The 25828-nt window shown below is 43.6% G+C and carries 23 protein-coding genes; 9 read left to right on the top strand and 14 right to left on the bottom strand.

The window, feature by feature from the left end; all coding sequences use genetic code 11:
• Positions 1–339: 339 nt before the first annotated feature.
• The 4 genes from M8998_RS10680 to M8998_RS10665 all read left to right on the top strand — a co-directional run bounded on the left by M8998_RS10680 (position 340) and on the right by M8998_RS10665 (position 3870).
• Positions 340–519, top strand: a complete 180-nt coding sequence (locus M8998_RS10680) for a hypothetical protein (protein WP_249992599.1) — start codon at positions 340–342, stop codon at positions 517–519.
• Between the two features lie 41 nt (positions 520–560).
• Positions 561–2381 carry a fimbrillin family protein gene (locus M8998_RS10675; RefSeq protein WP_249992598.1) on the top strand — a complete coding sequence of 607 codons (1821 nt, stop codon included), beginning with the start codon at positions 561–563 and terminating at the stop codon, positions 2379–2381.
• A 166-nt stretch (positions 2382–2547) separates the two neighbouring features.
• Positions 2548–2988: a BT0820 family HAD-type phosphatase gene (locus tag M8998_RS10670; RefSeq protein WP_249992597.1), complete on the top strand. Its 441-nt coding sequence runs from the start codon at positions 2548–2550 to the stop codon at positions 2986–2988.
• 24 nt (positions 2989–3012) lie between these two features.
• Complete coding sequence (locus M8998_RS10665) at positions 3013–3870, top strand: DUF5106 domain-containing protein (RefSeq protein ID WP_249992596.1); 858 nt, start codon at positions 3013–3015, stop codon at positions 3868–3870.
• A 103-nt stretch (positions 3871–3973) separates the two neighbouring features.
• On the opposite strand, the gene M8998_RS10660 is transcribed toward M8998_RS10665, so the two are convergent.
• The 8 genes from M8998_RS10660 to M8998_RS10625 form a co-directional block, all read right to left on the bottom strand.
• Complete coding sequence (locus M8998_RS10660; protein WP_249992595.1) at positions 3974–5611, bottom strand: hypothetical protein; 1638 nt, start codon at positions 5609–5611, stop codon at positions 3974–3976.
• Positions 5612–5637: 26 nt separating this feature from the next.
• Positions 5638–5811, bottom strand: coding sequence for a hypothetical protein (locus M8998_RS10655; RefSeq protein WP_249992594.1), 174 nt, complete (start codon positions 5809–5811; stop codon positions 5638–5640).
• Positions 5812–6002: 191 nt separating this feature from the next.
• Positions 6003–6740 (bottom strand): zinc ribbon domain-containing protein, encoded by a 738-nt coding sequence (locus M8998_RS10650; RefSeq protein ID WP_249992593.1) that lies wholly within the window; start codon positions 6738–6740, stop codon positions 6003–6005.
• Complete coding sequence (locus M8998_RS10645) at positions 6740–7837, bottom strand: Nif3-like dinuclear metal center hexameric protein (RefSeq protein ID WP_249992592.1); 1098 nt, start codon at positions 7835–7837, stop codon at positions 6740–6742. The genes M8998_RS10650 and M8998_RS10645 overlap by 1 nt, the downstream gene beginning before the upstream one ends.
• Complete coding sequence (locus M8998_RS10640; RefSeq protein ID WP_249992591.1) at positions 7827–8300, bottom strand: hypothetical protein; 474 nt, start codon at positions 8298–8300, stop codon at positions 7827–7829. Before M8998_RS10640 ends, M8998_RS10645 begins: the two co-directional genes overlap by 11 nt.
• A gap of 75 nt (positions 8301–8375) precedes the next feature.
• Positions 8376–9092 (bottom strand): SAM-dependent methyltransferase, encoded by a 717-nt coding sequence (locus tag M8998_RS10635; RefSeq protein WP_249992590.1) that lies wholly within the window; start codon positions 9090–9092, stop codon positions 8376–8378.
• 144 nt (positions 9093–9236) lie between these two features.
• Positions 9237–12113, bottom strand: coding sequence for an aminomethyl-transferring glycine dehydrogenase (gene gcvP, locus M8998_RS10630; protein WP_249992589.1), 2877 nt, complete (start codon positions 12111–12113; stop codon positions 9237–9239).
• A 245-nt stretch (positions 12114–12358) separates the two neighbouring features.
• The gene (locus tag M8998_RS10625; protein WP_249992588.1) at positions 12359–12790 is read right to left on the bottom strand and encodes a hypothetical protein; all 432 of its coding nucleotides are present in this window, start codon (positions 12788–12790) and stop codon (positions 12359–12361) included.
• A gap of 115 nt (positions 12791–12905) precedes the next feature.
• On the opposite strand from M8998_RS10625, the gene M8998_RS10620 reads away from it, so the two are divergent.
• From M8998_RS10620 to M8998_RS10610, 3 genes are read left to right on the top strand one after another with little or no spacing between them, the layout of a single operon-like run.
• Positions 12906–13820, top strand: coding sequence for a dimethylarginine dimethylaminohydrolase family protein (locus tag M8998_RS10620; protein ID WP_249992587.1), 915 nt, complete (start codon positions 12906–12908; stop codon positions 13818–13820).
• A 2-nt stretch (positions 13821–13822) separates the two neighbouring features.
• A complete protein-coding gene (ctlX, locus tag M8998_RS10615; RefSeq protein ID WP_249992586.1) occupies positions 13823–14746 on the top strand; it encodes a citrulline utilization hydrolase CtlX in 924 nt (307 codons plus the stop codon).
• A gap of 45 nt (positions 14747–14791) precedes the next feature.
• Positions 14792–16093 (top strand): UDP-N-acetylmuramoyl-tripeptide--D-alanyl-D-alanine ligase, encoded by a 1302-nt coding sequence (locus tag M8998_RS10610; RefSeq protein WP_249992585.1) that lies wholly within the window; start codon positions 14792–14794, stop codon positions 16091–16093.
• Between the two features lie 33 nt (positions 16094–16126).
• Here M8998_RS10610 and M8998_RS10605 read toward each other — a convergent pair whose 3' ends face one another.
• From M8998_RS10605 to xseA, 4 genes are all read right to left on the bottom strand, one after another.
• Positions 16127–16573: an RrF2 family transcriptional regulator gene (locus tag M8998_RS10605; protein ID WP_249992584.1), complete on the bottom strand. Its 447-nt coding sequence runs from the start codon at positions 16571–16573 to the stop codon at positions 16127–16129.
• Positions 16574–16641: 68 nt separating this feature from the next.
• A complete protein-coding gene (gene uvrA / locus M8998_RS10600) occupies positions 16642–19446 on the bottom strand; it encodes an excinuclease ABC subunit UvrA (protein ID WP_249992583.1) in 2805 nt (934 codons plus the stop codon).
• A 40-nt stretch (positions 19447–19486) separates the two neighbouring features.
• Positions 19487–19708 (bottom strand): exodeoxyribonuclease VII small subunit, encoded by a 222-nt coding sequence (gene xseB / locus M8998_RS10595; RefSeq protein ID WP_249992582.1) that lies wholly within the window; start codon positions 19706–19708, stop codon positions 19487–19489.
• On the bottom strand, positions 19698–20975 hold the full coding sequence (gene xseA, locus M8998_RS10590) for an exodeoxyribonuclease VII large subunit (RefSeq protein WP_249992581.1): 1278 nt from the start codon (positions 20973–20975) through the stop codon (positions 19698–19700). Before xseA ends, xseB begins: the two co-directional genes overlap by 11 nt.
• Before the next feature lie 74 nt (positions 20976–21049).
• Here xseA and M8998_RS10585 point away from each other — a divergent pair, with 74 nt between their 5' ends.
• Positions 21050–22810, top strand: coding sequence for a serine hydrolase domain-containing protein (locus tag M8998_RS10585; RefSeq protein ID WP_249992580.1), 1761 nt, complete (start codon positions 21050–21052; stop codon positions 22808–22810).
• Here M8998_RS10585 and M8998_RS10580 read toward each other — a convergent pair.
• A complete protein-coding gene (locus M8998_RS10580; RefSeq protein WP_249992579.1) occupies positions 22803–23195 on the bottom strand; it encodes an SRPBCC domain-containing protein in 393 nt (130 codons plus the stop codon). The two genes, M8998_RS10585 and M8998_RS10580, sit on opposite strands and share 8 nt — an antisense overlap.
• 55 nt (positions 23196–23250) lie before the next feature.
• Between M8998_RS10580 and M8998_RS10575 the strand changes: the two genes are divergently transcribed.
• On the top strand, positions 23251–24615 hold the full coding sequence (locus M8998_RS10575; protein ID WP_249992578.1) for a methyltransferase RsmF C-terminal domain-like protein: 1365 nt from the start codon (positions 23251–23253) through the stop codon (positions 24613–24615).
• Here M8998_RS10575 and coaBC read toward each other — a convergent pair.
• Entirely contained in the window at positions 24610–25824 is a 1215-nt protein-coding gene (gene coaBC, locus M8998_RS10570) for a bifunctional phosphopantothenoylcysteine decarboxylase/phosphopantothenate--cysteine ligase CoaBC (RefSeq protein WP_249992577.1), read from the bottom strand. The genes M8998_RS10575 and coaBC overlap by 6 nt on opposite strands.
• Positions 25825–25828: the final 4 nt, after the last annotated feature.

The raw sequence follows: 25828 nt of genomic DNA, 5'->3' as shown, positions 1-25828 counted from the left end.
TCATCTTTCCTGTTCGTCAATTATTTTGTTGTGCAAGATTAAAATTACTGAATACATAAATGACTAATATAATCTAATTTTCTCAAAGGCAAGATTTTGATTAATCACCAAGAAAGAATTGTCATTTTTTTTATTTGATTTCAGTTTTTCTCATTGACGCATAAAAAATTCACTTGACTAGTATTATATTTAATAGCTTATTAATAAGTGTATTGTTTATTTTATTGTCTTTTATAGACAATGTAAGTATGTTTTAAATTAACATTATAGAGATTTTGTTTCAGATACTATCTGTTCAAAAATCGGATTTAAATTATCACTTTTTTAACTACTAAAATTATGAAAAATCTAAAAAAATCTTACTCAAGACCAATGGTAAATGTCATGTCTTTAACTACAGAATATGGTATTGCCGCCTCTTCTGTAATGGTATCGGGCGGTTCTGAAGGAACTCCTTATCAGCCAACGGTCGAAAATTGGGAGATCGGAGGCGAAGGTTACGGTTCTACGGACTTATAACGAGGTGTAAATTAAATCATAACACCATTATTATCGCTATTATGAAAACACAAAACTACTATGGAACACCACTCCACGCAACCCCCTATATCCTAATTATTTGCTTTATATTATCGGCCTGCGAACGGATATCAAATAATGATGATTTATCAAATGCAGATTCAAGTTGGCTAACAGTCCAGGCATCGGTGGACGATACTGAAAACGTAGAACTCAATTCTCGCGCAAGCGCGCCAAGCAGTGACAAAGCAGGGAAGTCTTCATTATTGAATGAATCAATATCCGATGAGATAGCTGGCAAAGGTGCCTATATTGAAGGAGACGGGTTCGATGTTATCACCTCCGTAACAAATGATTGGAATGGAAGCAGCTTCAACACTGATGCTGACGCTAATCGCCGTATTTCTGAGGGAAGAATAGCAAGAGCTGCAACCCCGATGTCGGTTGGGAATAAGTATAGGTTAGTATTGTATAAGCAGGTTGGTAATACGCAGACTTTTTGGAGACAAAAACAATTAACCTCTTCTACAACAACAGTATTGGATACAACCCAGCAAATTGAAGTGGTGAGAGGGGATACTTATCGCTGGTATGCTTACTCCTATAATGATGCCAATGACATTCCTCCAATAACCAATATGGGAACCAATGTTCAAATATCTACCGGGATAAATTCGGACTTCCTGTATGCAACAGGCACAATATCCATATCAGCTGCAGGAGTTCCAAATACGCCACTAGCAGTGGTATTTCGTCATCAAGTGGCACGCTTGGCCATCGAAGTAGATGCTAGAGGTATGTTTGCAGATGAAATTAGACAGCTTGGGATCAGTGTTGGTGGATTAGTCGGCGGTCCATCGCCGCTCACTAGCGGAATGTTTGGACTACTTGATGGACAGATTACATCCCCAACGACATATACACCAGGAACGAGCTTTACGGTAGCTAACCTTCAGAACGTAGACGCTGGGTTCAACGATCGCAAAGCGATCTATTATTATTCTGCCACTCCAGCGTCTTTTCCCAATTTGACGGTTACCTTATCCAATGTCACAATTGCGATGGATGATGGTCCTACAGTGCGGACATTCGCTGGTTTAAATACGGTTTTTCCTTTCACGGCAACAGGTATGCAGGCTGGTCGGACATATAATGCCAAAATCGATTTAATTGAGTCACCGCTAACCTTGGGAACGGCTAGATGGGCTAGAACGAATTTGTATCTCCATCCAACAAAAAGTAGAAACCCCTATCGATTTCATGGAACCCTTGTGCATACAAATATGCGGTCTTCTTATTTTCCTTTCCGTTCCATCACGCCTTATATGTTTGGCGTCAATGGAGACCCTTGTGCGCAGGTGCACCCAACTACCCGACCAAGCGATGGGCTCAGTGTCTGGAGGCAGCCAACCGGGACTGAATTTTCTAGTTTAGGAACGTCGGGACTGCTGGGGTCTACTGGTCCTTCGAGTAGTGTCTTTTATGGTGTTGTCGATGGCAGGGGGTACTATGAATATACTGCAACTGGAGCTGCGGCTCCATATCCTAGTTCTAATTTGCGGTTTAATATGAATGGATCAGGGACTTCTCTTGGACTTGTTGATGGGATAATTACTATTCAGGCGACTCCTGCCAACTACGGTACGGAAGTGCGGTTATGGTCTTCAGATCGATTGCTAGATGTGGGAGGCGCGCTTGGATTAGGGGCATATGGTTTCCGGGCCACGAGAGTGCCGCCCTTATTCCCTGTGGCTGCCTACAACTCTATCACTCCAAATGTTTTGGAAGCACTCTCAATAAGCGCTATAGGAACGGGTCTTCTCGAATCATCCTTTCAAAATGTTCGCTGCGTGCGTCGTTAATTGTAGACTCAGGGCTGCCTACTGGCAGCTCTGCTTTTTTAATAGTCCATAGCTTCTAGTCTCTAATCATAAACAAACTAAGTTTCTATTATTCCTTTGATGTACAATACGTCGACAAAATGCTATATTTGAATAGATCAACACCTCATACATACGTGATTGAAATATGATTATAGCTGTAGATTTTGATGGAACAATTGTAGAACATCGATACCCTCAAATTGGTAAGCCCATTCCTTTTGCTATTGATGTGTTAATAAAGCTCCGAGAGGAACGCCACACGCTTATATTGTGGACGGTTCGAGAAGGCGCACTTTTGCAGGAAGCCATAGATTATTGTGCCGAACGCGGAGTTATTTTTTATGCGCATAATGCCAACTTCCCCGAGGAAGATCCGGCACAGGCTTCTCGTAAGCTAACAGCTGATTTATTTATCGATGATCGTAATCTTGGAGGGCTTCCGGATTGGACTGCGATGTATCGTGCTATTGCCGCTATGCGACAGGGAGGGCAGGATGTTACAGCAATTTTGTATGGTTCTCCGGAAAATCCAATAGCGAAAAAACGAAAGCGAGGTTTTTTCTCAACCTTGTTTGGTGACAATTAGCGTTTGATATTAATTCGGGTTACTATGCGAAGACATTTCATTTTTTATCTTGCCTTACTTTTAATCTTGTCCTGTACAGAACGCAAGCAGAAAACAAGCACATCTGCTTCCGCAGTTACGGTATTTTGGGATAAGTATGATTTTACTGATAGCATCGCGATCGTACAGCCTGAAGTTGGTGAACAGGCGCTTGTAGACTTTCTGGCCATAGCCCAGCAGAGTGATTACAAAGAATCAGTTGCGGCCATCAAAAAAATGTTGGAACGAGCCGTGTCTTCACCGACTGTATTGAAATTTTTTATAGACAGCTACGACCGGTATTTGTATGACCCCAACTCTCCCATGTACAACGAAGCGTTGTATGTGCCTGTACTTGAGTTTGCTGCCCAAGAGGCAAATTTCCCGAATTACGAACGGCAGCGGTTTCAAGATCGACTAAATCTGATCAAAAGAAATAATCCAGGAAATAAAGCGACAAACTTTAGCTTCAAAACGGTAGCTGGCAACGAAACTAATTTATATAGTCAAGAAGGACAGTACCTATTGCTTTTCTTTTACGAGCCGGGTTGTGCTGGCTGTGCTGCCGCTATCGAAGATTTGCAGCGTCTTAAAGAAGTACAAGAATGGATTAGTCAAGGGAATTTGCATATAATCACACTTTATGCGGGAGTGGATCCCGTCTTGTGGAAGGAATACCAGCAATTTATTCCATCTACATGGGTAAATGGAATAAATGCGGATCGTTCTATCCTTGAGCATAATTTATACGATCTCAAAGCAACACCCACATTCTACTTGTTGGACGAACAAAAAGAGGTGTTACTTAAAGATCGTCCGTTAGCAGAAGTAGTTAACTACCTGGATAGGTCGATCGAGCACTAGATCAAGATTTGTTCCGAAATGCTATAAACCGTAAAACGATATGCAAAGCTACCTGATGGTGATAGCTTTACATATCGTTTTACAATTCCATTCAACAGCCGACTTATCCAGCCTTTACACAACGAATCGATACGGCTGTATTGTCTCCTAGGGAATAAAAGTTGAAAGTATAGATATTTGGCCCAATTTGCATGGATTCAAAATTATTGCCATTTTTAAGCATGTACCAACCAGTGGTATTCGTATCATTACGGTTTTGATTGTCATTATAGATGCCAGAAAAAGTAATAAATAAATATTTTTCAGCGTCTTTTCCCGGATTTGTTTGCACACCGAAGTACATGCCTCGTTTACCGGAATTCTTATAATTTTCATCAATATAGCGTACTGGTGCATAGATATTAGGGCCCGGATGTCCTTTTACCTGAGCTTCTGTAGCAGTTCTTATATTATCCATCTCTGCTCGATTAGGAAGTCTCCAGGTTTTTAATGGTAATACTTTTTCACAAGGGTCGCCAGGACCGCCATTTAGTTCTGCACGAGGCCTTTGATTATTTTCACCCCATGGTCTGGCATCTAAGTCTGTGCGTCTCGGTTTTACGTAGTTTTTAAACCAATAGTCTCCGTCGCCTGATGTCGCAAACTGATAGGTATTCGTGTTGCGATCAAACACAAGATTACCCGGAGCATACGTGCTATTACCTAATTCAATCTCTGGTTCTTGATCCGCGGTGAACGATTTAATATTTAATGTTAATACATACCGAGTGCCTGGTGCAAGTTGAAGCCCTGGAATGGATAATGCTCTTTTAGTGATGTTGTTGATAGTGATTTCGTCAATAGTAAGCGTGCTCGTACTGCTTCCATTATTACAAATTATAGTCGACTCATTCGAGGAGCTGGTTGAAGATGTTTGTACGAAGGTAATGTCTTTACCATTTACGGCCTTACTATTATAAGACAATACAGACCCATTGGATAAGCTGATGGTGGGGGATAGATAGTGATCTCCTACACGTGCCTTTACTGAAGTGATATTACCTACCTGCGATGAGTTTATACGCGCCGTCAATTGGCTGAATATATGTTTCATCGTTACATTCAGTTCATTTCTCCCAGGAGACAATGTAAGGGTCTTACGAAAATGGATAAAATCTGTATTACCATCAATGCTAGTGAAAGCGGCTTCAGACAATTTGCCGGTAGGTGCTGCCGGAACTTGCGTGGTGCTAAGAACCGAATAAAGCACGAATGTGTACGTTTGGCCACTATTTAATAATAGGCCGCCACTTGAGTTTTGTCCAACGGTATAAACTGTGTCGACCACTTTTGTTTCGGTATTGTCGTAGGCTAATAGACGATATTTAATCCCGTCATTCAATTTCCAACTTTGTGGCCCATTTTGCGTTATTCCCACTGCACGTGGTGTAGTATTACTTGTACTAGTCTCTTCGTTTAATGGAGAGGTCTGGGGTCTTTCGGGAGAAAGAGATAGCGTTATACCAAAGTGCTGATCGAATGGGATAGTAGCTAACTGCAAGGACTCATTAGCGGATGAAGCCGCAGATGTGGCCGCCCGATTTGCCGTACCCGATTCAGAGCTGTTATCCGATTCGGATGTGGCCATTTCGATACCTAATAGATTTACCTCTAAAGAGGTTTGCTCATTGACAGAATCTTTGGAACAGGAATACAATAGTACCGCAAGTAGCAGCAGGAGGCCGTATGGTTTGAGAATCATGGTTGTAATTTCTTGAAGTAATTAACTTACCAGTAGATTTCGCGCTCGTCAGCGACATTTGATTCCCAGAGATGGTCGACATCTTGATTCGGAGATTGCACAACAACTTGTGCTGATCCTGATGCAATGCTATTTTCTAATTCTACAATAAAAACATTTAGGGTTGGCGCGACATAAGTGCGACGTATTTTTGTGCTCATTTTCTTCTTTGTTATTATATGAATACATACACACATGCGTGTGTTATTTTCTATAGGTCGCAACAAATGTAGTACAATCTTAAATGTTTAAACATAAATTTTCCCATGCAATTTTCTTTTGTAGCTAGCCGCCTACAAACAAAAAAACCCTCCAAGATTGTCTTGGAGGGCGGAAATTTTCTCATCGCGTGTTACGCTTCTTCTGACGCGATTTCTTCGTCAACTAGTATACGTCCACAGTGTTCGCACACTAAAATCTTTTTTCGCTGTCTGATCTCCGACTGCATCTGAGCAGGGATCTTATTGTGACAACCAGAACAGCTGTCGCGTTCGATGGAAACAATCGCTAGTCCATTACGGAAAGATTTGCGTAATTTGTTCGAAACCTTCAATAAGCGCTCTTCGATGTTACCTTCAGAGGCCTGAGCTTCTTTTAATAAAGAATCTTCTTCTTTTTGTGTTTCCGAAGTGATGTTATCCAATTCCTGTTTTTTCAATTCCAACTCACCTTTACTGTAGTTAAGATTTCCTTCAGTAGTCTCGTACAGTTCTGTTTTATTGGTGATCTCAAATTCAGACTCGCGAATACGCTTCTCACATACCTGGATCTCTAAGCCTTGCAACTCGATCTCTTTTGTTATGGCATCGTATTCTCTGTTATTTTTTACTTCGTTTAGTTGAGTTTCGTATTTTTTGATAGCCGCCTGTGCGTCTTTAATCATGTTTTTACGGGAGACGATGGAATCTTCCAACTCGTCTAACTCGCTGCGAATCTTCTCACTACGAGTTTCCAATCCTGCAATCTCGTCTTCTAGATCAGCCACCTCAATAGGCAGTTCTCCCCTTACCTGGCGAATTTTGTCAACTTTGGTATGGATCGATTGCCATGCCCATAAAGCTTTTAGTTTTTGTTCTACAGTTTGTTCCATTAAATAAAGTACTTTATCGGATTTGTCTCTGTTTCAGTCAACAGGACAGCAAAGTTAGCAAATTTTTTCTGAATTAGTTCCAACAATAATTCTTGCGTAAATTGTTCACTTTCATAGTGTCCCACATCCGCAATAACGATTTTATGCTCCGCGTCGAAAAACTCATGATACTTATAATCCGACGTGATAAAAATATCTGCACCAGAGCGTTTAGCATCTTGTAATAAAAATCCTCCTGCACCGCCACAGACAGCGACACGACTAATTGGGCGATCGAGTAATTCGGTATGTCGAATAACAGAAAGCTGTAATGATTCTTTCAAAAAACTTAAAAATTCCTTGGCAGGCATGGCTTCCGGCAGGTTGCCGATAGCTCCAGAGCCGACCTGTGGTATTGCATTTTCTAGGGTTATGATATCATAAGCTACTTCCTCGTAGGGGTGTGCTGAAAACATAGCAACAAGCACCTGGCGCTCGACATGTGCTGGGTATATCACCTCGATCTTCGTTTCCTCTACGCGCTCCTGTGTGCCGTGGGTTCCGATCGTAGGGTTGGATGCTTCCAACGGACGAAACGTGCCGTATCCCGCCGTGTTGTAGCTACACTGGTCATATTCACCTACCTGACCGGCTCCGCCGGTAAAAAGTGCTTCACGTACCTCCTCAACGTGGGTACGAGGGACATATACTGCCAACTTTTTGAGTAATTTTTTTTTGGGGGATAATATGGATATGGATTCTAGCTGTAGCTTCTCCGCAATTTTTGAATTTACACCTCCCAATACATTATCTAGGTTGGTGTGTATTGCATACAATGCGATACCGCTCTTTATTGCTTTGATCACGGTGCGCTCGACGTAATTCTGTCCTGAAAATCTTTTTAATCCTTTGAAGACAATAGGGTGGTGGGAAATGATAATATCACATCCTTCTGCAATGGCCTCATCCACTACCGCTTCTGTACAATCCAGAGAGATCAGGGCGCGATGTATTTCATCATTTGGATTGCCTACAATCAATCCAGCATTATCATAAGATTCTTGGTAGCTTAACGGAGCAATTTTTTCCAGATAGTCAGTTAATTCTCTAATCTTCATTGGGCGTTTGATTTTTCTTCCAGGCTTCGTGTTCCAGAATTAATGTTTTAAACTGCGTCATCTTATACCAGTAAGATATAAAATAAGTGATACACAAGATGAATGCCAGCAGGCGAATAAAGTCTGGAAAGAATGGAATATTATATATTAAAAAAGACCAAGCATAGCGATTGCCTATCTGCAATGTAGGCATATCTTCTACTGCGACCTTTCGGTCAAAAAACTCGTTGTTCAAGGAGTAAGCCAAACGCTTAGCTACCTCAAAATTCCAAAAAATATTAAATAATGGTACTGCTAGGAACCAGGCTTGATTGGGCAATATAATTTGGTTTTCTGGCTTAATTAGTAACAATGTCTTGCGCACGTTGTAAGCAAATAGAACCCACACAATAAGTATGATGATTAAGACATATACCGTTAACTGCTGTATTTCTGCAATCAATTCTGGTGACAATTCAGACATGTGTGTTTCTTTAATATATATGTTGATCCCTTACTTCTCATCGTGCCGAGATCAACTCAGCTAAATCTACGGATATTATGAAGCAAAAAGGAGGAATATCGCGGGTTTTTTATGAAGATCAATGCCTTCCAAAGTTTTCCATCGAGCGATCGGCTGAGATATGATGTGTTCATCCGTGCCGGTTAAATTCCAAGCAATGCACAGTCGGGTATTCTGCTGGCATGTGCGAAGCAACTCGCTTAGCAATTGTTCATTACGGAATGGTGTTTCTATAAAGATTTGAGTGCTATTATCTCGGGCAGATATTGTTTCCAACTCCTTTATTTTACGACTTCGAGCTGCCTTATCGATAGGTAAGTAGCCATTGAAGTTGAATTGTTGGCCATTGAAACCAGAACCCATCAGCGCTAACAAGATAGAGCTCGGCCCCACCAAAGGACAAACTTGTATGCCTCTTTTATGTGCTTCGGCCACTACTAAAGCGCCAGGATCTGCTATTCCTGGGCATCCTGCATCAGACATCAGGCCAACATCTTTACCAGATATCAACCCTTTAAATAGTGCCGTATAGTCAACCTTTTCACGCGTGTGCTTGCCATAATCATGAATCAACAATTCACTTTGAGGGGTTTTCAATCCAGCTTGTTTCAAAAACCTACGAGCCGTTTTTTCATTTTCCACGATGTATTCATCGATAGATTGAATGATTTCCTGATGCAGTAGTGTGTATGAAGCCTTTTCTGCATCCTCCGCTAGAGGTACAGGTATAAGAAAGAGTTTTCCGTAAGCCATGGTGCAAACCTACTCATTTTGCATGGAATCCAATCCGATTGATTTTATCTTACCTACGCTCTTGTTAGTTTTATGGGGACTTCGGTAAGCAAAAAAGGATCTGGCCGGTAGGCCAGATCCTTTTTTAATATAGTGTTGCGAAGCTTATGCTTCTACATCAGCATAGGCTTCTATCGGAGGGCAAGAGCAGATCAAGGTACGGTCACCTTGCGACTCATTCACCCGGCCTACAGACGGCCAGAACTTATTATTTCGTAAATAGGCTAATGGATAAGCAGCTTGTTGACGGCTGTACGGGCGATCCCATGCATCATCAATCACGACTTGAGCGGTGTGCGGTGCATGCTTCAGTACGTTATTTTTAGCGCCAACTTCTCCGGATTCTACCAAAGCGATCTCTGCCCGTATAGCGATCAACGCATCACAGAAGCGATCCAGTTCTGCTTTAGACTCTGACTCGGTTGGCTCCACCATCAACGTACCCGCCACCGGGAATGATACAGTAGGTGCGTGGAAGCCATAGTCCATCAAACGCTTTGCAATGTCGGCTACTTCAACGCCCACGTTTTTAAAGCTACGGCAATCTAAGATCATTTCGTGCGCACAGCGACCATTAGCTCCGGCATACAATACAGGATAGTGACCCTCAAGACGCGCTTTGATATAATTGGCATTCAAAATTGCCGTTTTCGTTGCTGTAGTAAGTCCGTCGCCTCCCATCATCGCGATATATGCGTGTGGAATGACCAGAATGGAGGTAGAACCATAAGGCGCTGCCGATACCGCTGTAATACCTTCTTTACCAGATACCGGTACCACACGGTGATTAGGCAAGAATGGCACTAGGTGCTCGGCTACTCCGATTGGGCCCATACCAGGGCCACCGCCACCATGAGGAATACAGAACGTTTTGTGCAAGTTTAAGTGACACACATCTGCGCCGATAAATCCAGGGCTAGTTAGCCCTACTTGTGCATTCATGTTAGCGCCATCCATGTAAACCTGGCCGCCATGTTCATGGATCGTTTGGCAAATTTCTATAATCGGCTCTTCAAACACGCCATGTGTAGACGGGTAGGTAACCATCAAAGAGTGTAAGTGCTCGCTATGTTCTGCGGCTTTCGCTTTCAAGTCGGCTACATCAATATTGCCTAATTCGTCGCATTTTACAACGACCACTTTTAAGCCCGCCATGGAAGCAGACGCTGGATTCGTTCCGTGTGCAGAAGCTGGAATCAAACAGATATTGCGATGTGCCTGTCCTTTGCTTTCCAAATAGGCTTGAATCACCATCAAACCAGCATACTCGCCCTGCGCGCCAGAGTTAGGCTGAAACGACATTTTGGCAAAGCCAGTAATCTCTGCCAACCATTGGTTCAACTCGTCTAATAATTGCATGTAGCCAGATGTCTGATCGACTGGTGCGAAAGGGTGCAGGCTGCCAAAGCGAGCCCAAGTAACTGGAACCATTTCAGAAGTGGCATTCAGCTTCATAGTACATGATCCTAATGGAATCATGGAATGACATAAAGAAAGATCTTTTGCTTCTAATGATTTGATGTACCGAAGCATTTCACTTTCTGAGTGGTAGCTGTTGAAAACGGGATGTGTCAAGTAGTCAGACTTGCGGATTAAATCGGCTGGTATAACCTGCTCCAGTTGTTCTGCGATCGCGTCTACATCTACATCATTTGCATTTTTTCCTATTATTCTGGCAAAAACCTTAACGATGGTCTTGATGTCTTCGAATGTGGTCGTTTCGTCGATGGATATACTAACAACCCCGTCTTGGTAGAAGAAGTTGAGACTATTGTCTAATGCTTCACCTTTTAACGAGCTTGCCTGCTCACCTAATTCGAAACGAAGGGTGTCAAAATAGTTGTTGTTCAGCTGTTTGTAACCAAGCGTTTGGATTGCCTGGTCGGCAAGGCGCGTAAGATCGTGGATTCTTGAGGCAATGTCTCTAATGCCTTGAGGGCCATGATATACCGCATAGAAGGAAGCCATAATAGCCAATAGCGCCTGCGCAGTACAGATATTGGAAGAAGCTTTATCGCGGCGAATGTGTTGTTCGCGGGTCTGTAGTGCCATGCGAAGCGCATAATTTCCCGATGAGTCAGAAGTTACGCCGATAATTCTTCCTGGAATTAGTCGTTTAAAGGCATCCTTGGTCGCAAAATAGGCAGCGTGCGGGCCACCAAATCCCATAGGTACACCAAAACGTTGGCTATTTCCTACCACCACATCTGCACCCCATTCACCCGGAGGCGTAAGCAGTGCTAGTGACATCAAGTCTGCCGCTACGGCGGTGGTAATGCCTTTTGCGCTGGCAGCACTAACTAGCTCACGATAGTCGGCCACGGAACCACTCGCGGAAGGGTATTGTAAAAATAGCGCGAATACATCTTCGGTAAGATCACTTTCAGAAAGATCTGCCGTTCTTATTTCCACACCAAAAGGTATAGCACGGGTGTGCAATACGTCCAATGTTTGTGGGAAAATGTCTGAACTTACCAGGAAAGTACGGGCATCTTTGTTTTTACGGGCATTAAACAACATAAACATCGCTTCTGCAGCCGCAGTTGCTTCATCTAATAAAGAAGCATTCACAATTTCCAGACCGGTCAAGTCAGACACCATTGTTTGGAAGTTCAACAAGGCTTGTAAACGTCCTTGAGAAATTTCGGCTTGGTAAGGCGTGTACTGCGTATACCATCCTGGATTCTCAAAAACATTACGCTGGATGACTCCCGGCAGCACGACATTGTAATAACCTTGTCCGATATAAGATTTAAAAACCTTGTTCTTCTCGGCAATCTGGTTTACACGCTCTAGGTAAGCGACCTCACTTAATGCCGCTGGCAAACGCATTTCTTTTCTCCGAATAGGCGCCGGAACGGTTTGTTCGACAAGTTCGTCTAATGACGACAAGCCCAGAAAGTCTAACATATCGTCAACCTCAGTGGCCCGCGGCCCATTATGACGATCTTCAAATTTTTCGCTGTAAAATATGTTGCTCATTGTTGCCCTTAACTTTTTCATTTGCATTGTTCTAGCATCTATTTTACCAGCTCGTGGCGCGATGCTAATTCCTGAACCTTTGAAGGGGCAAAATTACGATTTTTATCGGCTAAAAAAGAGCGTAGCGACTCATTTATTGTAGCAAGTGAAATGATGTACACATGGCATAGGTAAAACGCTGTTGCAACATCATTTGCATGAGATCGACGACGTTTTTTCAAAAGCAAGAATCAATCTCAAAAAATTTACAGAGAATTGAGAAACGTAATAAATTCTTGTCGCCCTTTATTGTCTGTGTTTAGAGCAATAGTATGCTCAATACGATTTGATCCATTTCTTAAGGTAATCATATAGTCTGCTCCATCGACACATCGCCAACATTCTTCAATAGGATTACGGTGCAGATCCAAGATCTCGACAAAACGGGTTAGTTCTTTGAAGACAGCTGCATCAGTCTCTCGCCTTGTCTCTGCTTGCTGAGGTACACATGAATTTTGCGGTACTGACTTACGGGTAAATCTGCGATCAATCTTTACAACTTTAACACCTCCGCACGAACCACCAATTAGAACAATCTCTGCTTCTAAGCCTTCAGGGTCACGAAGCCAATCGCCTTTGGAACACGACAGGATCAGGATGCTGCATAATACAAGCAAAATAAGCGGATTTTTTGTCATAGTTTAAAATAATTAATGATTAGGTATTTATAAAACGACATGGAAAGAAATGTGCTACTGCTAGGCTCAAAATTATTGCTTAAATTTATAGCATAATGTAATCTAGTTTTTGTCTATGCTGAAGCTTTCTGTACGAAACGAAACAAATAAATTGCGCGCCGTTATTTTGGGTAGAGCAGATTCCAATGGTCCGACGCCAACAGAATCGGAAGCTTATGACCCCAAATCATTAGAGCACATCCGCATGGGTACTTATCCTGCGGAGGCAGATATGGTCAAAGAATTGGAGGCTTTTCAGCATGTGCTAGAAAAACATGGTGTGGAAGTTTTACGGCCGCACCGTGTCGAAAACATGAACCAGATCTTCACCAGAGACATAGGATTTGTAGTAGATGATGTTTTTATTAAGGCCAACATATTGCCTGATCGCGCCGATGAGTGGGCAGCTATTCAAGGAATCGTGAATCAGGTAGACCGTCAGAAACTGGTCTTTCCGCCGGAAGAGGTACACATTGAGGGCGGAGACGTACTAGTTTGGCACGATCATATTCTGATTGGAACATATACCGGCGCAGATTACAGCGAATACAATACGGCACGTACCAATGCGGCCGCCATTTTGTTTATGCAAGAATTATTTCCTCATAAAAAGGTTAAAGGGTTTGATTTGATCAAGTCAATGACCGATGCTCGGGCTAACGCCCTGCATCTGGATTGCTGCTTTCAGCCAGTAGGTAACGATAAAGCTATTGTTTACGAAGGCGGGTTTCGCAATCCAGCAGAATACCAATATCTGGTGGATCTATTTGGTATAGAAAACCTTTTCCAGATCACGGCAGAGGAAATGTATGAGATGTTTTCGAATGTATTCTCCATATCTCCTGAGGTGGTCGTGTCCGAAAGACAATTTACCCGATTAAACCATTGGTTACGAGAACAGGGACTGCATGTGGAAGAAATTCCTTATCACGAAATTGGTAAGCAAGAGGGCCTGCTTCGCTGTTCCACATTACCACTTTATCGCGATTAAGTATGAGACAGACTACAGACACAATTTTAATGGTGCGGCCATCCCAATTCCGTAAAAATGAGGACACGGCGGTCAATAATTTTTTTCAGACAGGAGAAGATACGGCAAATAATACGCAGGAGCTGGCTTTGGCAGAATTTAATACCATGGCTCAGCTATTGGAAAGCAAAGATGTACAAGTAATTGTGGTGGAAGACAGCGGACAATTTGATACGCCCGACAGCATCTTTCCCAATAATGTTATTTCCTTTCATGGGACTAAAGCGGTCCTTTATCCGATGTATGCGGAAAACCGCAGGCTTGAACGAAACCTCAATGTGCTAGGAGCGCTACAAAAGGCTGGTTTTTCCTACGATCAAATAATAGACTATTCGATCTACGAAGACCAGCACCAATATTTGGAAAGCACTGGAGTATTGATTTTAGATCGCATCAATGCCACCGTATACTGCTCGTTATCGCCACGCGCAAATCCAATTTTGGTGCAACGATTTTGTGAAGACCTTCATTACCAGGCGGTGGTATTTGAAGCATTTCAACAAGTAGATGGTGACTCTTTGCCTATTTACCATACCAACGTCATGATGTCATTGGGGACAACCTTTGCAGTAATTTGCATAGATTCTATAACAGACGAAGCACAACGCAAGGTGGTGCAACAGGCACTAAAGGATAGCGGGCGAGAGATCATTACCATTAGCGAAGAGCAAATGAACCATTTCTGCGGCAATATTTTAGAGTTACGTACAAAAACGGACGGCGACCCGCTTATCGTGATGAGTGAACAAGCGTATAAGCATTTCACCGATGAGCAGAAGAAAAAATTGGCTACTCACGGAGAGTTGGTGCAGACGCCATTGTATACTATTGAGAAATATGGAGGCGGAAGTGCGCGATGTATGATCGCAGAGATTTTCCACACATAGATCACATCGGTTTTTTATTTATTTTTGTTGGAAATGAACCGACTCATGCAGATCGAACAACTCTACCAACGCTATAAGCAATTCCCGCAAGTAAGTACCGATACGCGGCAGATCAGCCAAGATTCGATTTTCTTCGCATTGAAAGGCGAAAACTTCAACGGCAACGCGTTTGCCAAGCAGGCTTTGGCCAGTGGAGCAAAATATGTCGTTATTGATGAAGCAGCTTATCAGGAGAATGAAACAGACTATATCCTAGTAGAAGATGTGCTCACGACCCTGCAGTTGCTGTCAAAGCATCACCGACAGCAACTAAACATTCCAGTTATTGGGATCACCGGCACCAATGGTAAGACGACTACAAAAGAGCTTATCCACGCAGTGCTGACCGAAAAGTATCAGGTATTGGCTACCAAGGGTAACTTAAATAATCATATAGGCGTGCCACTGACACTTTTGAGCATAGGCACTGATATCGAAATCGCGATCATCGAGATGGGAGCTAATCATGTGGGAGAAATTGCTTTACTTTCCAGCTTAGCACAGCCTACCATGGGATTAATCACGAACGTGGGTAAGGCGCATTTGGAAGGTTTTGGCTCTTTTGAAGGAGTTAAGACTGCCAAAGGAGAGCTGTATACGTATCTGGCGGATCATCAGGCGGTCTTATTTATTCAGGCCGATAATACGCACCTGGTTGGAATGGCCAACGGCAAGCAGTTCAGCCAGATCATACGTTATGGCGCTTCTGAGGATTATGACGTAAGTGGAAAATTAGTGAAAGCAGACCCTTATCTACAGATCGAGTGGAATGTAAACCGAGGCCCTTACCAACCCGTATCGACTCATTTAACGGGCTCTTATAACACAGAGAATATCCTTGCGGCTGTCGCCATTGGGCTTAGCCTAGGTCTTTCTGCGGATCAAATCAAGAAAGGAATAGAAAAATACACACCACAGAATAATCGCTCTCAGGTAAGTAAGACTACGCGTAATACGGTTATTGCAGATTTTTACAATGCAAATGCAAGCAGTATGGCGGCCGCATTGACCAATATGGAAATCGTATCTGCCGATAAAAAAGTAGTTATTCTGGGCGATATGTTTGAAATGGGGGAGGAAAGTGCTAGCGAGCATCGTACGGTGATCCGCCAAGCCGAAACAATCCCAGCAGATTTGCGGATTTTTGTAGGAAGAGCCTTTTATCAGCAGGACAATGGTCAAGACCATTTCTTCGCTACAACGGATGAAGCCGCGGAGTTTTTGAAAGAAAAGCAACTAACAGGATGCTTTATCTTGTTGAAAGGTTCAAGAGGAATGGCTTTTGAAAAGTTGATGGAGACGCTTTAGGCGCTTGATGTCGCTCCGAGCATTTTGAGAACCCTATTCTTCTGGAACGTGGAGGTCTAATTCTTTTTCTTTATTGATCAGCGCAGCAATGCTCGTATCGTTCAAAATCTGTAACATGGCATTACGTACATCGGTAAATGTATCGCGAATACCACATACGCGCTCTTCCATACATTCGTCGCAGGAGCGATAAAAGTTAAGACTAACGCAGGGGAGCAAGGCAATAGGTCCATCAATAAGACGCATGACCTGGGATAAGTAAATATCTTCTGGAGCTTTATTTAAGCTGTAGCCGCCGCCAGCGCCTTTTTTCGAATACAACATACCGGCATTACGCATCTCCAGCAAGATCTGCTCTAGGAATTTTTTAGGAATACGCTCCTCATCTGCGATCTTGACGATTTGCATTGGATCTTTTCCATAATTTCTTCCCAAAAGCATGAGTGCCTTAATAGCGTATTTTGTTTTCTTCGATAGCATAGCAGCACAGATAATCTATAGTATGACCAAAATTACGAAAAAATATCCGTTTGTGTTATGTTTCCCGCTTACGCCTTCGGCAAATGATCCCGTAGAAACTGTCCTGTGTGCGATTTCTTGCAGCTAATCAGTTGTTCGGGTGTGCCGGTAAAAACAAGTTCGCCACCTAGCTGCCCACCTTCCGGACCAATGTCTATAACCCAGTCAGCAGATTTGATCATGTCCATATTGTGCTCAATCACTAAAATACTATTGCCCAATGCGATCAATGCATCGAAAGACTTGAGCAGTTTTTGGATATCATGAAAGTGCAGGCCTGTGGTAGGCTCATCGAAGATAAATAAGGTTTTCTTGCTATTATTGCCTTTGATAAGAAAGGATGCTAGCTTAATCCGTTGTGCCTCTCCACCAGAGAGCGTGCTGGAAGACTGACCCAGTTTCACATAACCCAAGCCCACATCTTGTAACGGTTGCAATTTGGCGATCACTTTGGGTTGATCAACAAAAAATACCAGTGCTTCATCTACACTAAGATCCAACACCTCAGATACGTCCTTTTCTTGGTAGCGTACATCCAGCACATGTTGCTTAAAGCGTTTTCCTCCGCAAGCCTCACATGGCAAGACAATATCGGCAATAAATTGCATCTCAATCTTTACCTCCCCATCTCCCTGGCAGACATCACAACGACCACCTTCTACGTTGAAGGAGAAAGCCGCCGGCTTTAATCCCGCAGCTTTAGCTGCCGGAAGGCCAGCGTATAAAGCACGAACCTCGTCCCATGCTTTTACATAAGTAACCGGGTTAGAGCGCGATGATCGGCCTATTGGATTTTGATCTACCATCTCCACTTGCTCGATGCGTTCGGTGTCGCCCTCAATTCCATCAAATAAGCCCGTCTGATCTCCAGTATAATTTCCTAATTTTTTTTGTAGGGCAGGGTAGAGGATTCGTTTCACCAAGGAGGTTTTTCCAGACCCAGATACACCCGTTACCACCGTAAATACATTTAATGGAAACTCTACATCAATCCCTTGCAGATTATTTTCTCGTGCACCCAGGATGCGGATCGAGTCATTCCATTTACGCCTTGAGGCGGGCACAGGAATCGTTACGTTTCCGCTAAGATATTGTCCAGTCAAGCTTGTCTTGTCGCGTAGAATTTCTTCGTAATTTCCGGCAAATACCAATTCTCCACCATTTATTCCGGCTTCTGGACCAATATCAATCAGGTAATCGGCCGCTTCCATCATTTCTTGCTCATGTTCTACTACAATCACCGTATTGCCTACGTCGCGCAGCGACTTCAAAACGCTGATCAGCCGTTGGGTATCACGAGGGTGCAAGCCAATGCTTGGCTCGTCCAGCACATAGATGGAGCCTACCAGAGAACTTCCTAGTGATGTTGCTAGGTTGATACGCTGAGATTCCCCTCCGGACAAGCTATTACTCAATCTATTCAACGTTAAGTAGCGCAAGCCAACATCACATAAAAATTGGATGCGGTTGCTGATCTCTTCCAGCAGGCGTTTAGCTATCTTTTGCTCTTGCTCCGATAGGGAAAGCTGCTCGAAGAAGCGCAACGCTTCATCAATAGGTAATAGGACAATATCCGTAATGGACTTGTCGGCGATTTTCACATAGGTTGCGTCCTTACGGAGGCGTGAGCCATGGCATTCTGGGCAATCCGTCTTTCCGCGATAGCGAGACAGCATAACACGATATTGAATTTTGTAGGTTTGTTCTTCCAACTCTTTAAAGAAGTCATTCAGGCCACGGAAATATTTATTTCCGGTCCAAAGCACATCACGTTGTGCTTTCGTCAAGTCGCTGTAAGAGCGATGGATAGGGAAGTCGAACTTTAAAGCCGTTTTCACTAGAGCATCTAGCCATACACTCATCTTTTCACCGCGCCATGGCGCGATAGCACCATCGTATACCGATTTACTTTTGTCTGGCACGACCAGATCTGGATCTATGCCAATCACCTTACCATAACCCTCACAACGCTTGCAGGCGCCGTATGGATTATTGAAGCTAAAGAAGTTGGGAGAAGGCTCTTCAAAAGTAATACCATCCAGTTCGAATTTGTCGGAATAGGTTTGGCGTGTACCATCGATATCTACGATACAATAGCCTTTTCCTTCAAAAAAAGCGGTTTGTATCGAATCTGCCATCCTGTTCACCGTATCTTCTTCGCCGTCCCAGCGAATCCGGTCGATGACAATTTCAACATCTTGCGCTCCAAAAGCAGCATTGCGTATACTACTATCTTCCAGTAAAGTTTCTATCTTACGCATTTCCTCTTTGTAATAGACGCGTACAAAACCTTTTTGCAATAACACAGATAGTTCTTCTTTCAACTTCCTACCGTTTAAAGGAATCAGCGGACAGAAAATAGTGAAGGTGCTATCATTGGGGCGACTGGTAAGATCAGAAACAATGGATGTAACCGAATCTTTTGTCACTTCCTGCCCAGACACCGGAGAGAAAGTTCGTCCGATACGGGCAAATAATAACTTCAGGTAGTCGTAGATTTCTGTCGAAGTGCCTACCGTGGATCGTGGATTGCTGGTGATTACTTTTTGCTCGATGGCTATCGCTGGCGCAATGCCTTTTATATAGTCTACCTCCGGCTTATTCATCCTCCCCATAAATTGTCTGGCGTAGGAGGAAAGGCTTTCTACATAACGCCTTTGCCCGTCAGCGTACAACGTATCAAAAGCTAAGGAAGATTTGCCAGAGCCAGACATTCCGGTAATGACGACCAGCTTATTTTTGGGAATATCGACATCAATATTTTTTAAGTTATTGACTCGGGCTCCCTTTATTAATATGTGTGATTGCGCGTCGTGCGTAGACTTCTTTTGCATAGATCGCAAAATTACACAAAAACTAAGTAATATCCGCTAGTCAGGCATCGCTGCTTTCTGCGGAATCATCGGCCAATTTAGCGAGCAGTTGCTGTACTTCTGCCTCGGTACTAGTGAGTTTCGCTTTGCAAATAACAAGAAGTTCGGAAGCACGCTTAATCTTTTCAGAGAGGCGATCTATATCTATGTCGCCCGACTCCATATCCGACACAATCTGTTGCAATTCTGCAAAGGCATCTTCGTAGGTATATTTATTTTCCATGCTTAATTTCTTTTATGGTACTCGTGAAATGCCCGTCCAGCACTTCTGTCTGGATCACATCGCCCACGTGTAAAGCTTCGGTGCTCTGTATGGCTTTGCCATTGATTCGGGTGATGCTGAAGCCACGACGTAGCAAGTGCTTCGGATCAGATAGTTGGATCAATTGGCTCAAGTGTTGCAAAGCCGTATGTTGTACCCGGATTGCTTGTCTGCTCGAACGATCTAGTCTTTGTGTGACATCTTGTAATAGCAGAAGGTGTTTCTGTAAACGCTGCTGACTCTGCCAGCTTAGCGCCTGGGAAATTTGTTTAAGTGCTTGTTTTTCGTGATCAAAACGGCGCTGCCCACTATCTATCATGCGCTCAAGCAAGCGGTCAAGTGGGATTGCAAAGTCGTGAAATCGCTGTAGCAGGAAGTCGGCAAGCTCACTAGGGGTAATGGCATTTTTATAAGAAACTAATTCGGAAACCGTTTCATTGGTAGAATGCCCGATCCCGGTAAGCACCGGCAGCGGAAAAATGCAAATCGCTTTGGCCAGTTGATAGTTATTATAGCTCGAAAGACCCACCTCGCCACCTCCGCCACGAATAATGGCCACCGCATCATAGGCATCTGCCCGTTCTGCAATGTTGGCCAGCTGTCCAATGATAGATGGAATCGATCTATCGCCCTGCAATAATGCAGGGAATAAGGTCATTTCCAATCGGTAACCCCAAGGATTCTGTGTGATAATTTTATTAAAATCCGACAAGCCTTTGCTTGTTTCTACCGATATGATAGCCAGTCGTTTAGGTAGTCTGGCCAGTCGTAATTGCTTATTGAGCTGAAATACGCCTTCTGCTTGCAAACGCCGTAAGCTTTCTTTCTTTTCTTTCTCCAACTCGCCTAATACGAAGGCCGGGTCAATATCTACTATACGCAGGCTAAGGCCATAGAGTGGGTCATAGGAAATGCCCGCTTGAAACAAGATGGTAATGCCATCGCGTAGTGGCTCCTGCAATAACTCTATAAATTGTTGATTGATTCGGGTATAATCTGCTTTCCATAAGATGGAACGTGTCTCGGCCACGACTTTACCGTCTTTCTTCTCTACTAACTCCGGGAAGCAATGGCCTGAATGAGCGTAATGATTTAGTTTATTCATTTCGGCCTTTACCCAATACAAGCTTTGGTAGCGATCGCTAATAGTCTTCTGAATACTTCGGGAAACCTCGAGTAGGGAAAAAACAGTTTTATGATCGATCGATTCAGGCATGTATCCAAACATAGAGAAAAATGCTTTGATATGCAATGGAGTAAAAGAATCACATTATTCCTATCTTGTTTACGGAATCAACAACTATGGATACAATGAAAAGCAGCAAACTACACCTTACGACATTTCGGCAATTATCTGCCCTTGCTTTGTTTTTGTGGATAGTTTTTGGGTCAAGTACTGTGTTTGCTACGGAGCATCCAGTCACCAATCGGACGGAGTTGTTGGCAGATCAGAAGCGTTTTCTTCCGATCGGGGATCTAGCAAAACAAGCTATTGTGCTCATCACACCATCCACAAAGAAATATGACGCTTTTATTCAGCAAGCTTCCCGATATGCACCGATGAGTTCCTATTCCTTTTCTGATCTTGGATCTGCGATGGCTACCTCCCAAGTGATTCTGGTGGTCGCGGCACGAAAAGAATTGCGAAGTGATGTGCTATCCAAATTACGAACTTATGCTGCTAAAGGGAAGGCGATTATATTTTGCGAGATAGGAGGGAACAGCTATAACCTGCCCATAGGGTTAACCGCAGATATGATTCATCTGCGTAATCCAGAAAACACATTATCCGGTCAGCGAGCCTTGGCCATGTCTGTTTTTGGCGGTCTTCCAATTACTTCAGGAATGAATAAACGGGTGCAGATACGATTACGCTATGATGATGGCGGCGCAGACCTACCCGGATTAAACCTGGTGAAGATGACCCGAAAGATCGATGCCATCGCAGAAGAAGCCATGAAAGAACAAGCTGCGCCTGGCATGGTTGTCATGGTCGTCAAGAATGGTGCTGTCCTACTGGAAAAGGCATACGGATATCATACGTATGCCAAAGCCGAACGTACGATGCTTAGTGATATTTTTGATTTGGCATCGGTTTCAAAAATCGCGGCTACGACACCATTAATCATGCACTTATATGAAACAAAACAAGTGCAATTAGATAGCACGTTGGGATTTTATCTTCCGGCAGCACGTGGTACGAACAAAGCTAAAACCAGCTTGCGTACTATTCTGTTGCACGAAGGCGGTTTTGAACCCTATATCCCTTTTTATCGCGATCTCAAACCAGGAGATTTGCAACGTCAGGCTTCATCCACACATGGCATACAGCTTGCAGACCACGCTTTTCTTCGTAATAACTATTATGAGCAGGTGATGTGGCCGAGGATGTTGGCTTCGCCGATAAAGGATGCAGGCAAATACGTCTATTCGGATATCAGTATGTATGCCATGAAGGAAGTCGCCGAACAAGTTACCCATGAGGGGATTGAACAGTATCTACAGGATTGGCTGTATCGTCGGATTGGTATGCAGACGACAGGATACAATCCTAGAAAACGTTTTCCAAAGAATCGATTAGTTCCTACAGAAAATGATACCACGTTCCGAAAAGAATTACTGCAAGGTTATGTCCATGATCAAGGGGCGGCGATGGCGAAAGGTGTAGCTGGGCATGCGGGGTTGTTCGCATCGGCCAACGATTTGGCCATTTACGGACAGATGCTCTTAAACAGGGGTACTTATGGAGGGGTGCGGTATTTTCAACCGACAACAGTTGACCTGTTTACTTCTCGGCAATCGCTCAGCAGCCGTCGTGGATTAGGGTTCGACCGCTATGATATGGATGCCAGCAAAGCCTACCCCTCGCGATTTGCCAACGAATCGGTATTTGGGCATACAGGCTTCACGGGTACTTGTTTATGGGTCGACCCAAAGCATCAGCTGGTTTATATATTTCTGTCGAACAGGGTATATCCCGATGTGTCTGACAAATTGTACGACTTAAATATTCGTAGCCGCATACAAGATGCGGTATATGAGACGATCAATGAAGCTAAATAGTGTCTTCCTCGTTATAAAATTCAATTAAGCTCTGCATATAAACATCGTTCCAACCATCCACAATATCGTCGTAGGCATCCTCTGGAATGTTAGCATGCTGCAATTCGAATGATGTGCCTTTCTTGTGTGGATGTAATTTGATGGTTACGACCGATTGCTCGTCTTGCTCACCGAAATACCATTCTTGTACAATCTTTTGAGCAGGGATTAATTCTAGAAACCGACCGGTGATCGCACCATCCCACATAGAAAATTCTCCATTCGGATGCGCGTCAATCGTTACAATATCTCCAGTCCACAGTCGGATCGTCGTTTCTGTGGTAAGTGCCAGATAGACCTCTTCCGGCGTAGCCGACAGCGTATAGTATTTCTTGAAATGCTTCATAGGCCAAAGATAGGTCAATATTTATGATTTGTGTTTTTTATCCTAACTTTGATGTATGAGTAACTTTCTGCCCAACGAGCTGATTAAACGGTTAAATGAAGAACCTGAATTTAACATGCAAGCTTTTCTACAAGTTCATGAAAATGAGCAGAAAATATCATCCATACGGATAAATCCAGCCAAGCTTCCTGATCCTGAATCGGTGTTAGCCATTTCGGAGCGTGTGCCATGGTGTGATCGTGGTTATTTTTTAGAGAAAAGGCCTGTGTATACATTGGATCCACTGTATCATGCCGGAGCTTACTATTCGCAGGAAGCGAGTTCGATGTTTTTAGCTTTTGCCACACAATCATTGCAATTGGATACAAAGCCACTCGTAGCATTGGATCTGTGTGCTGCACCAGGTGGCAAATCCACGCTCCTACAATCCTACCTGTCGGAGGATTCTTTGTTGGTTTCTAACGAAATTATTAAATCCCGAGCGAATATACTGGAAGAGAACAGCGTGAAATGGGGAGGGGTGAATGTGGTTGTTACGAATAATGACCCAGTGTCTTTCGGGCGTCTACCTGGTTTTTTTGATTTGCTGGTGGTGGATGCACCCTGTTCTGGCTCGGGAATGTTTCGAAAAGATCATGATGCGATCGATGAATGGTCGGAGGCGAATGTGAAGCTATGTGCCGATCGGCAACGCCGGATTCTGGCAGATACGATGACCAGCCTGAAGACGGGTGGTTATTTGTTTTATTCGACGTGCTCTTATTCAAGGGAAGAAAATGAGGAAGTCGTCAACTGGTTGATCGAAGAATTTGAACTAGCGCCAATACCGCTTGAGGTGCCGGAAGAATGGGGAATCATTGAAAGCCGAACAGATGGTGCGCCGGGTTATCGTTTTTACCCGCATGAAGTAAAAGGAGAAGGTTTTTTCTTTGCTGTTTTGCAAAAGAAAGGAGAGCAATCAACCTTCAGCAAGAAAAAGATTAAAACCGAAAAAAATCATGCCCCTAAAGATGAGCTGAGCAAATGGATCAATGACGAAGGGCTGTACGGATTTTTGCACCACGATCAATTACATGCCTTTCCCAAAAAGTTTGAAATAGAACTGGAGGCAATGCAGAAGGTCTTGTATCTCAAAAATGCGGGTACGCGATTAGGTAAATGGACTGGCCGTGAGCTGATCCCAGCACATGATCTGGCGCTAAGTTTGCGCGTTCGTAAGGACATTGCAGGTATAACGTTGGATCTCGACTTGGCACTGCAATTTCTTCGGAAGGAAAATCTGGATGCTTCAATCAACACTTCTGGTAAGACAGGATGGTTGTTAGTACGTTATCAAGGAATCAACCTCGGTTGGATTAAAGCATTGCCGAACCGAATCAACAATTATTATCCAAAAGAATTGCGTATTTCTAACTTATAGTGTATTTCGGTGCGCCAGAATGCGGTCGCAAATATCGGAAGCCACATCGTCTTTGCTTTTTAATTCATAACGATGTTCTTGACCATCTCTTTCGATGATAGTAATGTGGTTGGTGTCTGTAGAAAATCCGGCTCCAGCATCGTTGGTAGAATTCAAGACGATGAAATCCAAGTTCTTACGCGCCAATTTGCTTTTTGCGTTGGCCAATTCGTCGTTCGTCTCTAAAGCAAATCCTACCAAAGTTTGTTGAGCTGTTTTTTGCTGGCCCAAGGTTGCCAGTATGTCTGTCGTGCGGGTAAGCGATAGCGAAAGTACATCCTCTTTTTTCTTTATCTTTTGATCGGTGTATTCACTGGGTGTGTAGTCCGCAACGGCTGCACTCATCACTACGATTTCAGAGGATTCGAAATGATGCTGGCAAGCAGCTAACATCTCTGCTGCGGAGTGCACTTTGATGATATCTACACCTAGAGGAACAATTTCGTGGGATGGGCCTGAAATCAAGGTAACCGTGGCACCTAAATTTTGTAGTCGTCTTGCGATCGCGTATCCCATTTTACCGCTGGAGTGATTGCCGATGAACCGGACGGGGTCGATTGCTTCGTAGGTTGGTCCCGCAGTCACTAACGCATTGACATGTAGTAAAGGCTGCTGCTTGGAATCATTTCTAGACTGTTGCTGTAAGAAAGAAATAATATCTTCTGGTTCGGCTAACCTTCCTTCACCAGAAAGACCACTTGCTAATTCGCCATTTCCTGGTGGAATGATCTGGTTGCCATAAGATTGTAGAAGCGCTATATTGCGTTTAGTAGCCGGGTGTTTCCACATATCCAAATCCATGGCGGGAGCGATGTAGACGGGGCATTTCGCGGAAAGATATACAGCCGTGAGTAGGTTGTCGCATAATCCGTTAGCCATTTTAGCTAGCGTGTTTGCCGACGCGGGAGCAATTAGGAGCAAATCAGCATCAAGACCGATCTGAATATGGTTACTCCATTCTCCGGTTTTCGGATCAAAATAATCTACAGAAACAGGTTGCTTGGATAAGGTGGCCAAGGTGAGCGGAGTGATGAACTCCGTGGCATCGGGGGTCATGATCACACGTACAGAAGCTCCTTCGTGGATCAGTAATCGAACAATCAGGGCAGATTTGTATGCGGCAATACTGCCGCATACTCCCAAAACAATATGCTTGCCCTGCAAAGACATGTTA

This window comes from Sphingobacterium sp. lm-10 (genome assembly GCF_023554555.1).
Classification (GTDB): domain Bacteria; phylum Bacteroidota; class Bacteroidia; order Sphingobacteriales; family Sphingobacteriaceae; genus Sphingobacterium.
The sequence above is the reverse complement of the archived record's forward strand: the minus strand, read 5'-3'. Positions and strand labels throughout refer to the sequence as shown.

What these genes read in the sequence shown, in the direction of transcription:
- M8998_RS10680 (WP_249992599.1), top strand. Translation starts at nt 340, where the DNA reads ATGAAAAATCTAAAAAAATCTTACTCAAGACCAATGGTAAATGTCATG.
- M8998_RS10675 (WP_249992598.1), top strand. Translation starts at nt 561, where the DNA reads ATGAAAACACAAAACTACTATGGAACACCACTCCACGCAACCCCCTAT.
- M8998_RS10670 (WP_249992597.1), top strand. Translation starts at nt 2,548, where the DNA reads ATGATTATAGCTGTAGATTTTGATGGAACAATTGTAGAACATCGATAC.
- M8998_RS10665 (WP_249992596.1), top strand. Translation starts at nt 3,013, where the DNA reads ATGCGAAGACATTTCATTTTTTATCTTGCCTTACTTTTAATCTTGTCC.
- M8998_RS10660 (WP_249992595.1), bottom strand. Translation starts at nt 5,611, where the DNA reads ATGATTCTCAAACCATACGGCCTCCTGCTGCTACTTGCGGTACTATTG.
- M8998_RS10655 (WP_249992594.1), bottom strand. Translation starts at nt 5,811, where the DNA reads ATGAGCACAAAAATACGTCGCACTTATGTCGCGCCAACCCTAAATGTT.
- M8998_RS10650 (WP_249992593.1), bottom strand. Translation starts at nt 6,740, where the DNA reads ATGGAACAAACTGTAGAACAAAAACTAAAAGCTTTATGGGCATGGCAA.
- M8998_RS10645 (WP_249992592.1), bottom strand. Translation starts at nt 7,837, where the DNA reads ATGAAGATTAGAGAATTAACTGACTATCTGGAAAAAATTGCTCCGTTA.
- M8998_RS10640 (WP_249992591.1), bottom strand. Translation starts at nt 8,300, where the DNA reads ATGTCTGAATTGTCACCAGAATTGATTGCAGAAATACAGCAGTTAACG.
- M8998_RS10635 (WP_249992590.1), bottom strand. Translation starts at nt 9,092, where the DNA reads ATGGCTTACGGAAAACTCTTTCTTATACCTGTACCTCTAGCGGAGGAT.
- gcvP (WP_249992589.1), bottom strand. Translation starts at nt 12,113, where the DNA reads ATGAGCAACATATTTTACAGCGAAAAATTTGAAGATCGTCATAATGGG.
- M8998_RS10625 (WP_249992588.1), bottom strand. Translation starts at nt 12,790, where the DNA reads ATGACAAAAAATCCGCTTATTTTGCTTGTATTATGCAGCATCCTGATC.
- M8998_RS10620 (WP_249992587.1), top strand. Translation starts at nt 12,906, where the DNA reads ATGCTGAAGCTTTCTGTACGAAACGAAACAAATAAATTGCGCGCCGTT.
- ctlX (WP_249992586.1), top strand. Translation starts at nt 13,823, where the DNA reads ATGAGACAGACTACAGACACAATTTTAATGGTGCGGCCATCCCAATTC.
- M8998_RS10610 (WP_249992585.1), top strand. Translation starts at nt 14,792, where the DNA reads ATGCAGATCGAACAACTCTACCAACGCTATAAGCAATTCCCGCAAGTA.
- M8998_RS10605 (WP_249992584.1), bottom strand. Translation starts at nt 16,573, where the DNA reads ATGCTATCGAAGAAAACAAAATACGCTATTAAGGCACTCATGCTTTTG.
- uvrA (WP_249992583.1), bottom strand. Translation starts at nt 19,446, where the DNA reads ATGCAAAAGAAGTCTACGCACGACGCGCAATCACACATATTAATAAAG.
- xseB (WP_249992582.1), bottom strand. Translation starts at nt 19,708, where the DNA reads ATGGAAAATAAATATACCTACGAAGATGCCTTTGCAGAATTGCAACAG.
- xseA (WP_249992581.1), bottom strand. Translation starts at nt 20,975, where the DNA reads ATGTTTGGATACATGCCTGAATCGATCGATCATAAAACTGTTTTTTCC.
- M8998_RS10585 (WP_249992580.1), top strand. Translation starts at nt 21,050, where the DNA reads ATGGATACAATGAAAAGCAGCAAACTACACCTTACGACATTTCGGCAA.
- M8998_RS10580 (WP_249992579.1), bottom strand. Translation starts at nt 23,195, where the DNA reads ATGAAGCATTTCAAGAAATACTATACGCTGTCGGCTACGCCGGAAGAG.
- M8998_RS10575 (WP_249992578.1), top strand. Translation starts at nt 23,251, where the DNA reads ATGAGTAACTTTCTGCCCAACGAGCTGATTAAACGGTTAAATGAAGAA.
- coaBC (WP_249992577.1), bottom strand. Translation starts at nt 25,824, where the DNA reads ATGTCTTTGCAGGGCAAGCATATTGTTTTGGGAGTATGCGGCAGTATT.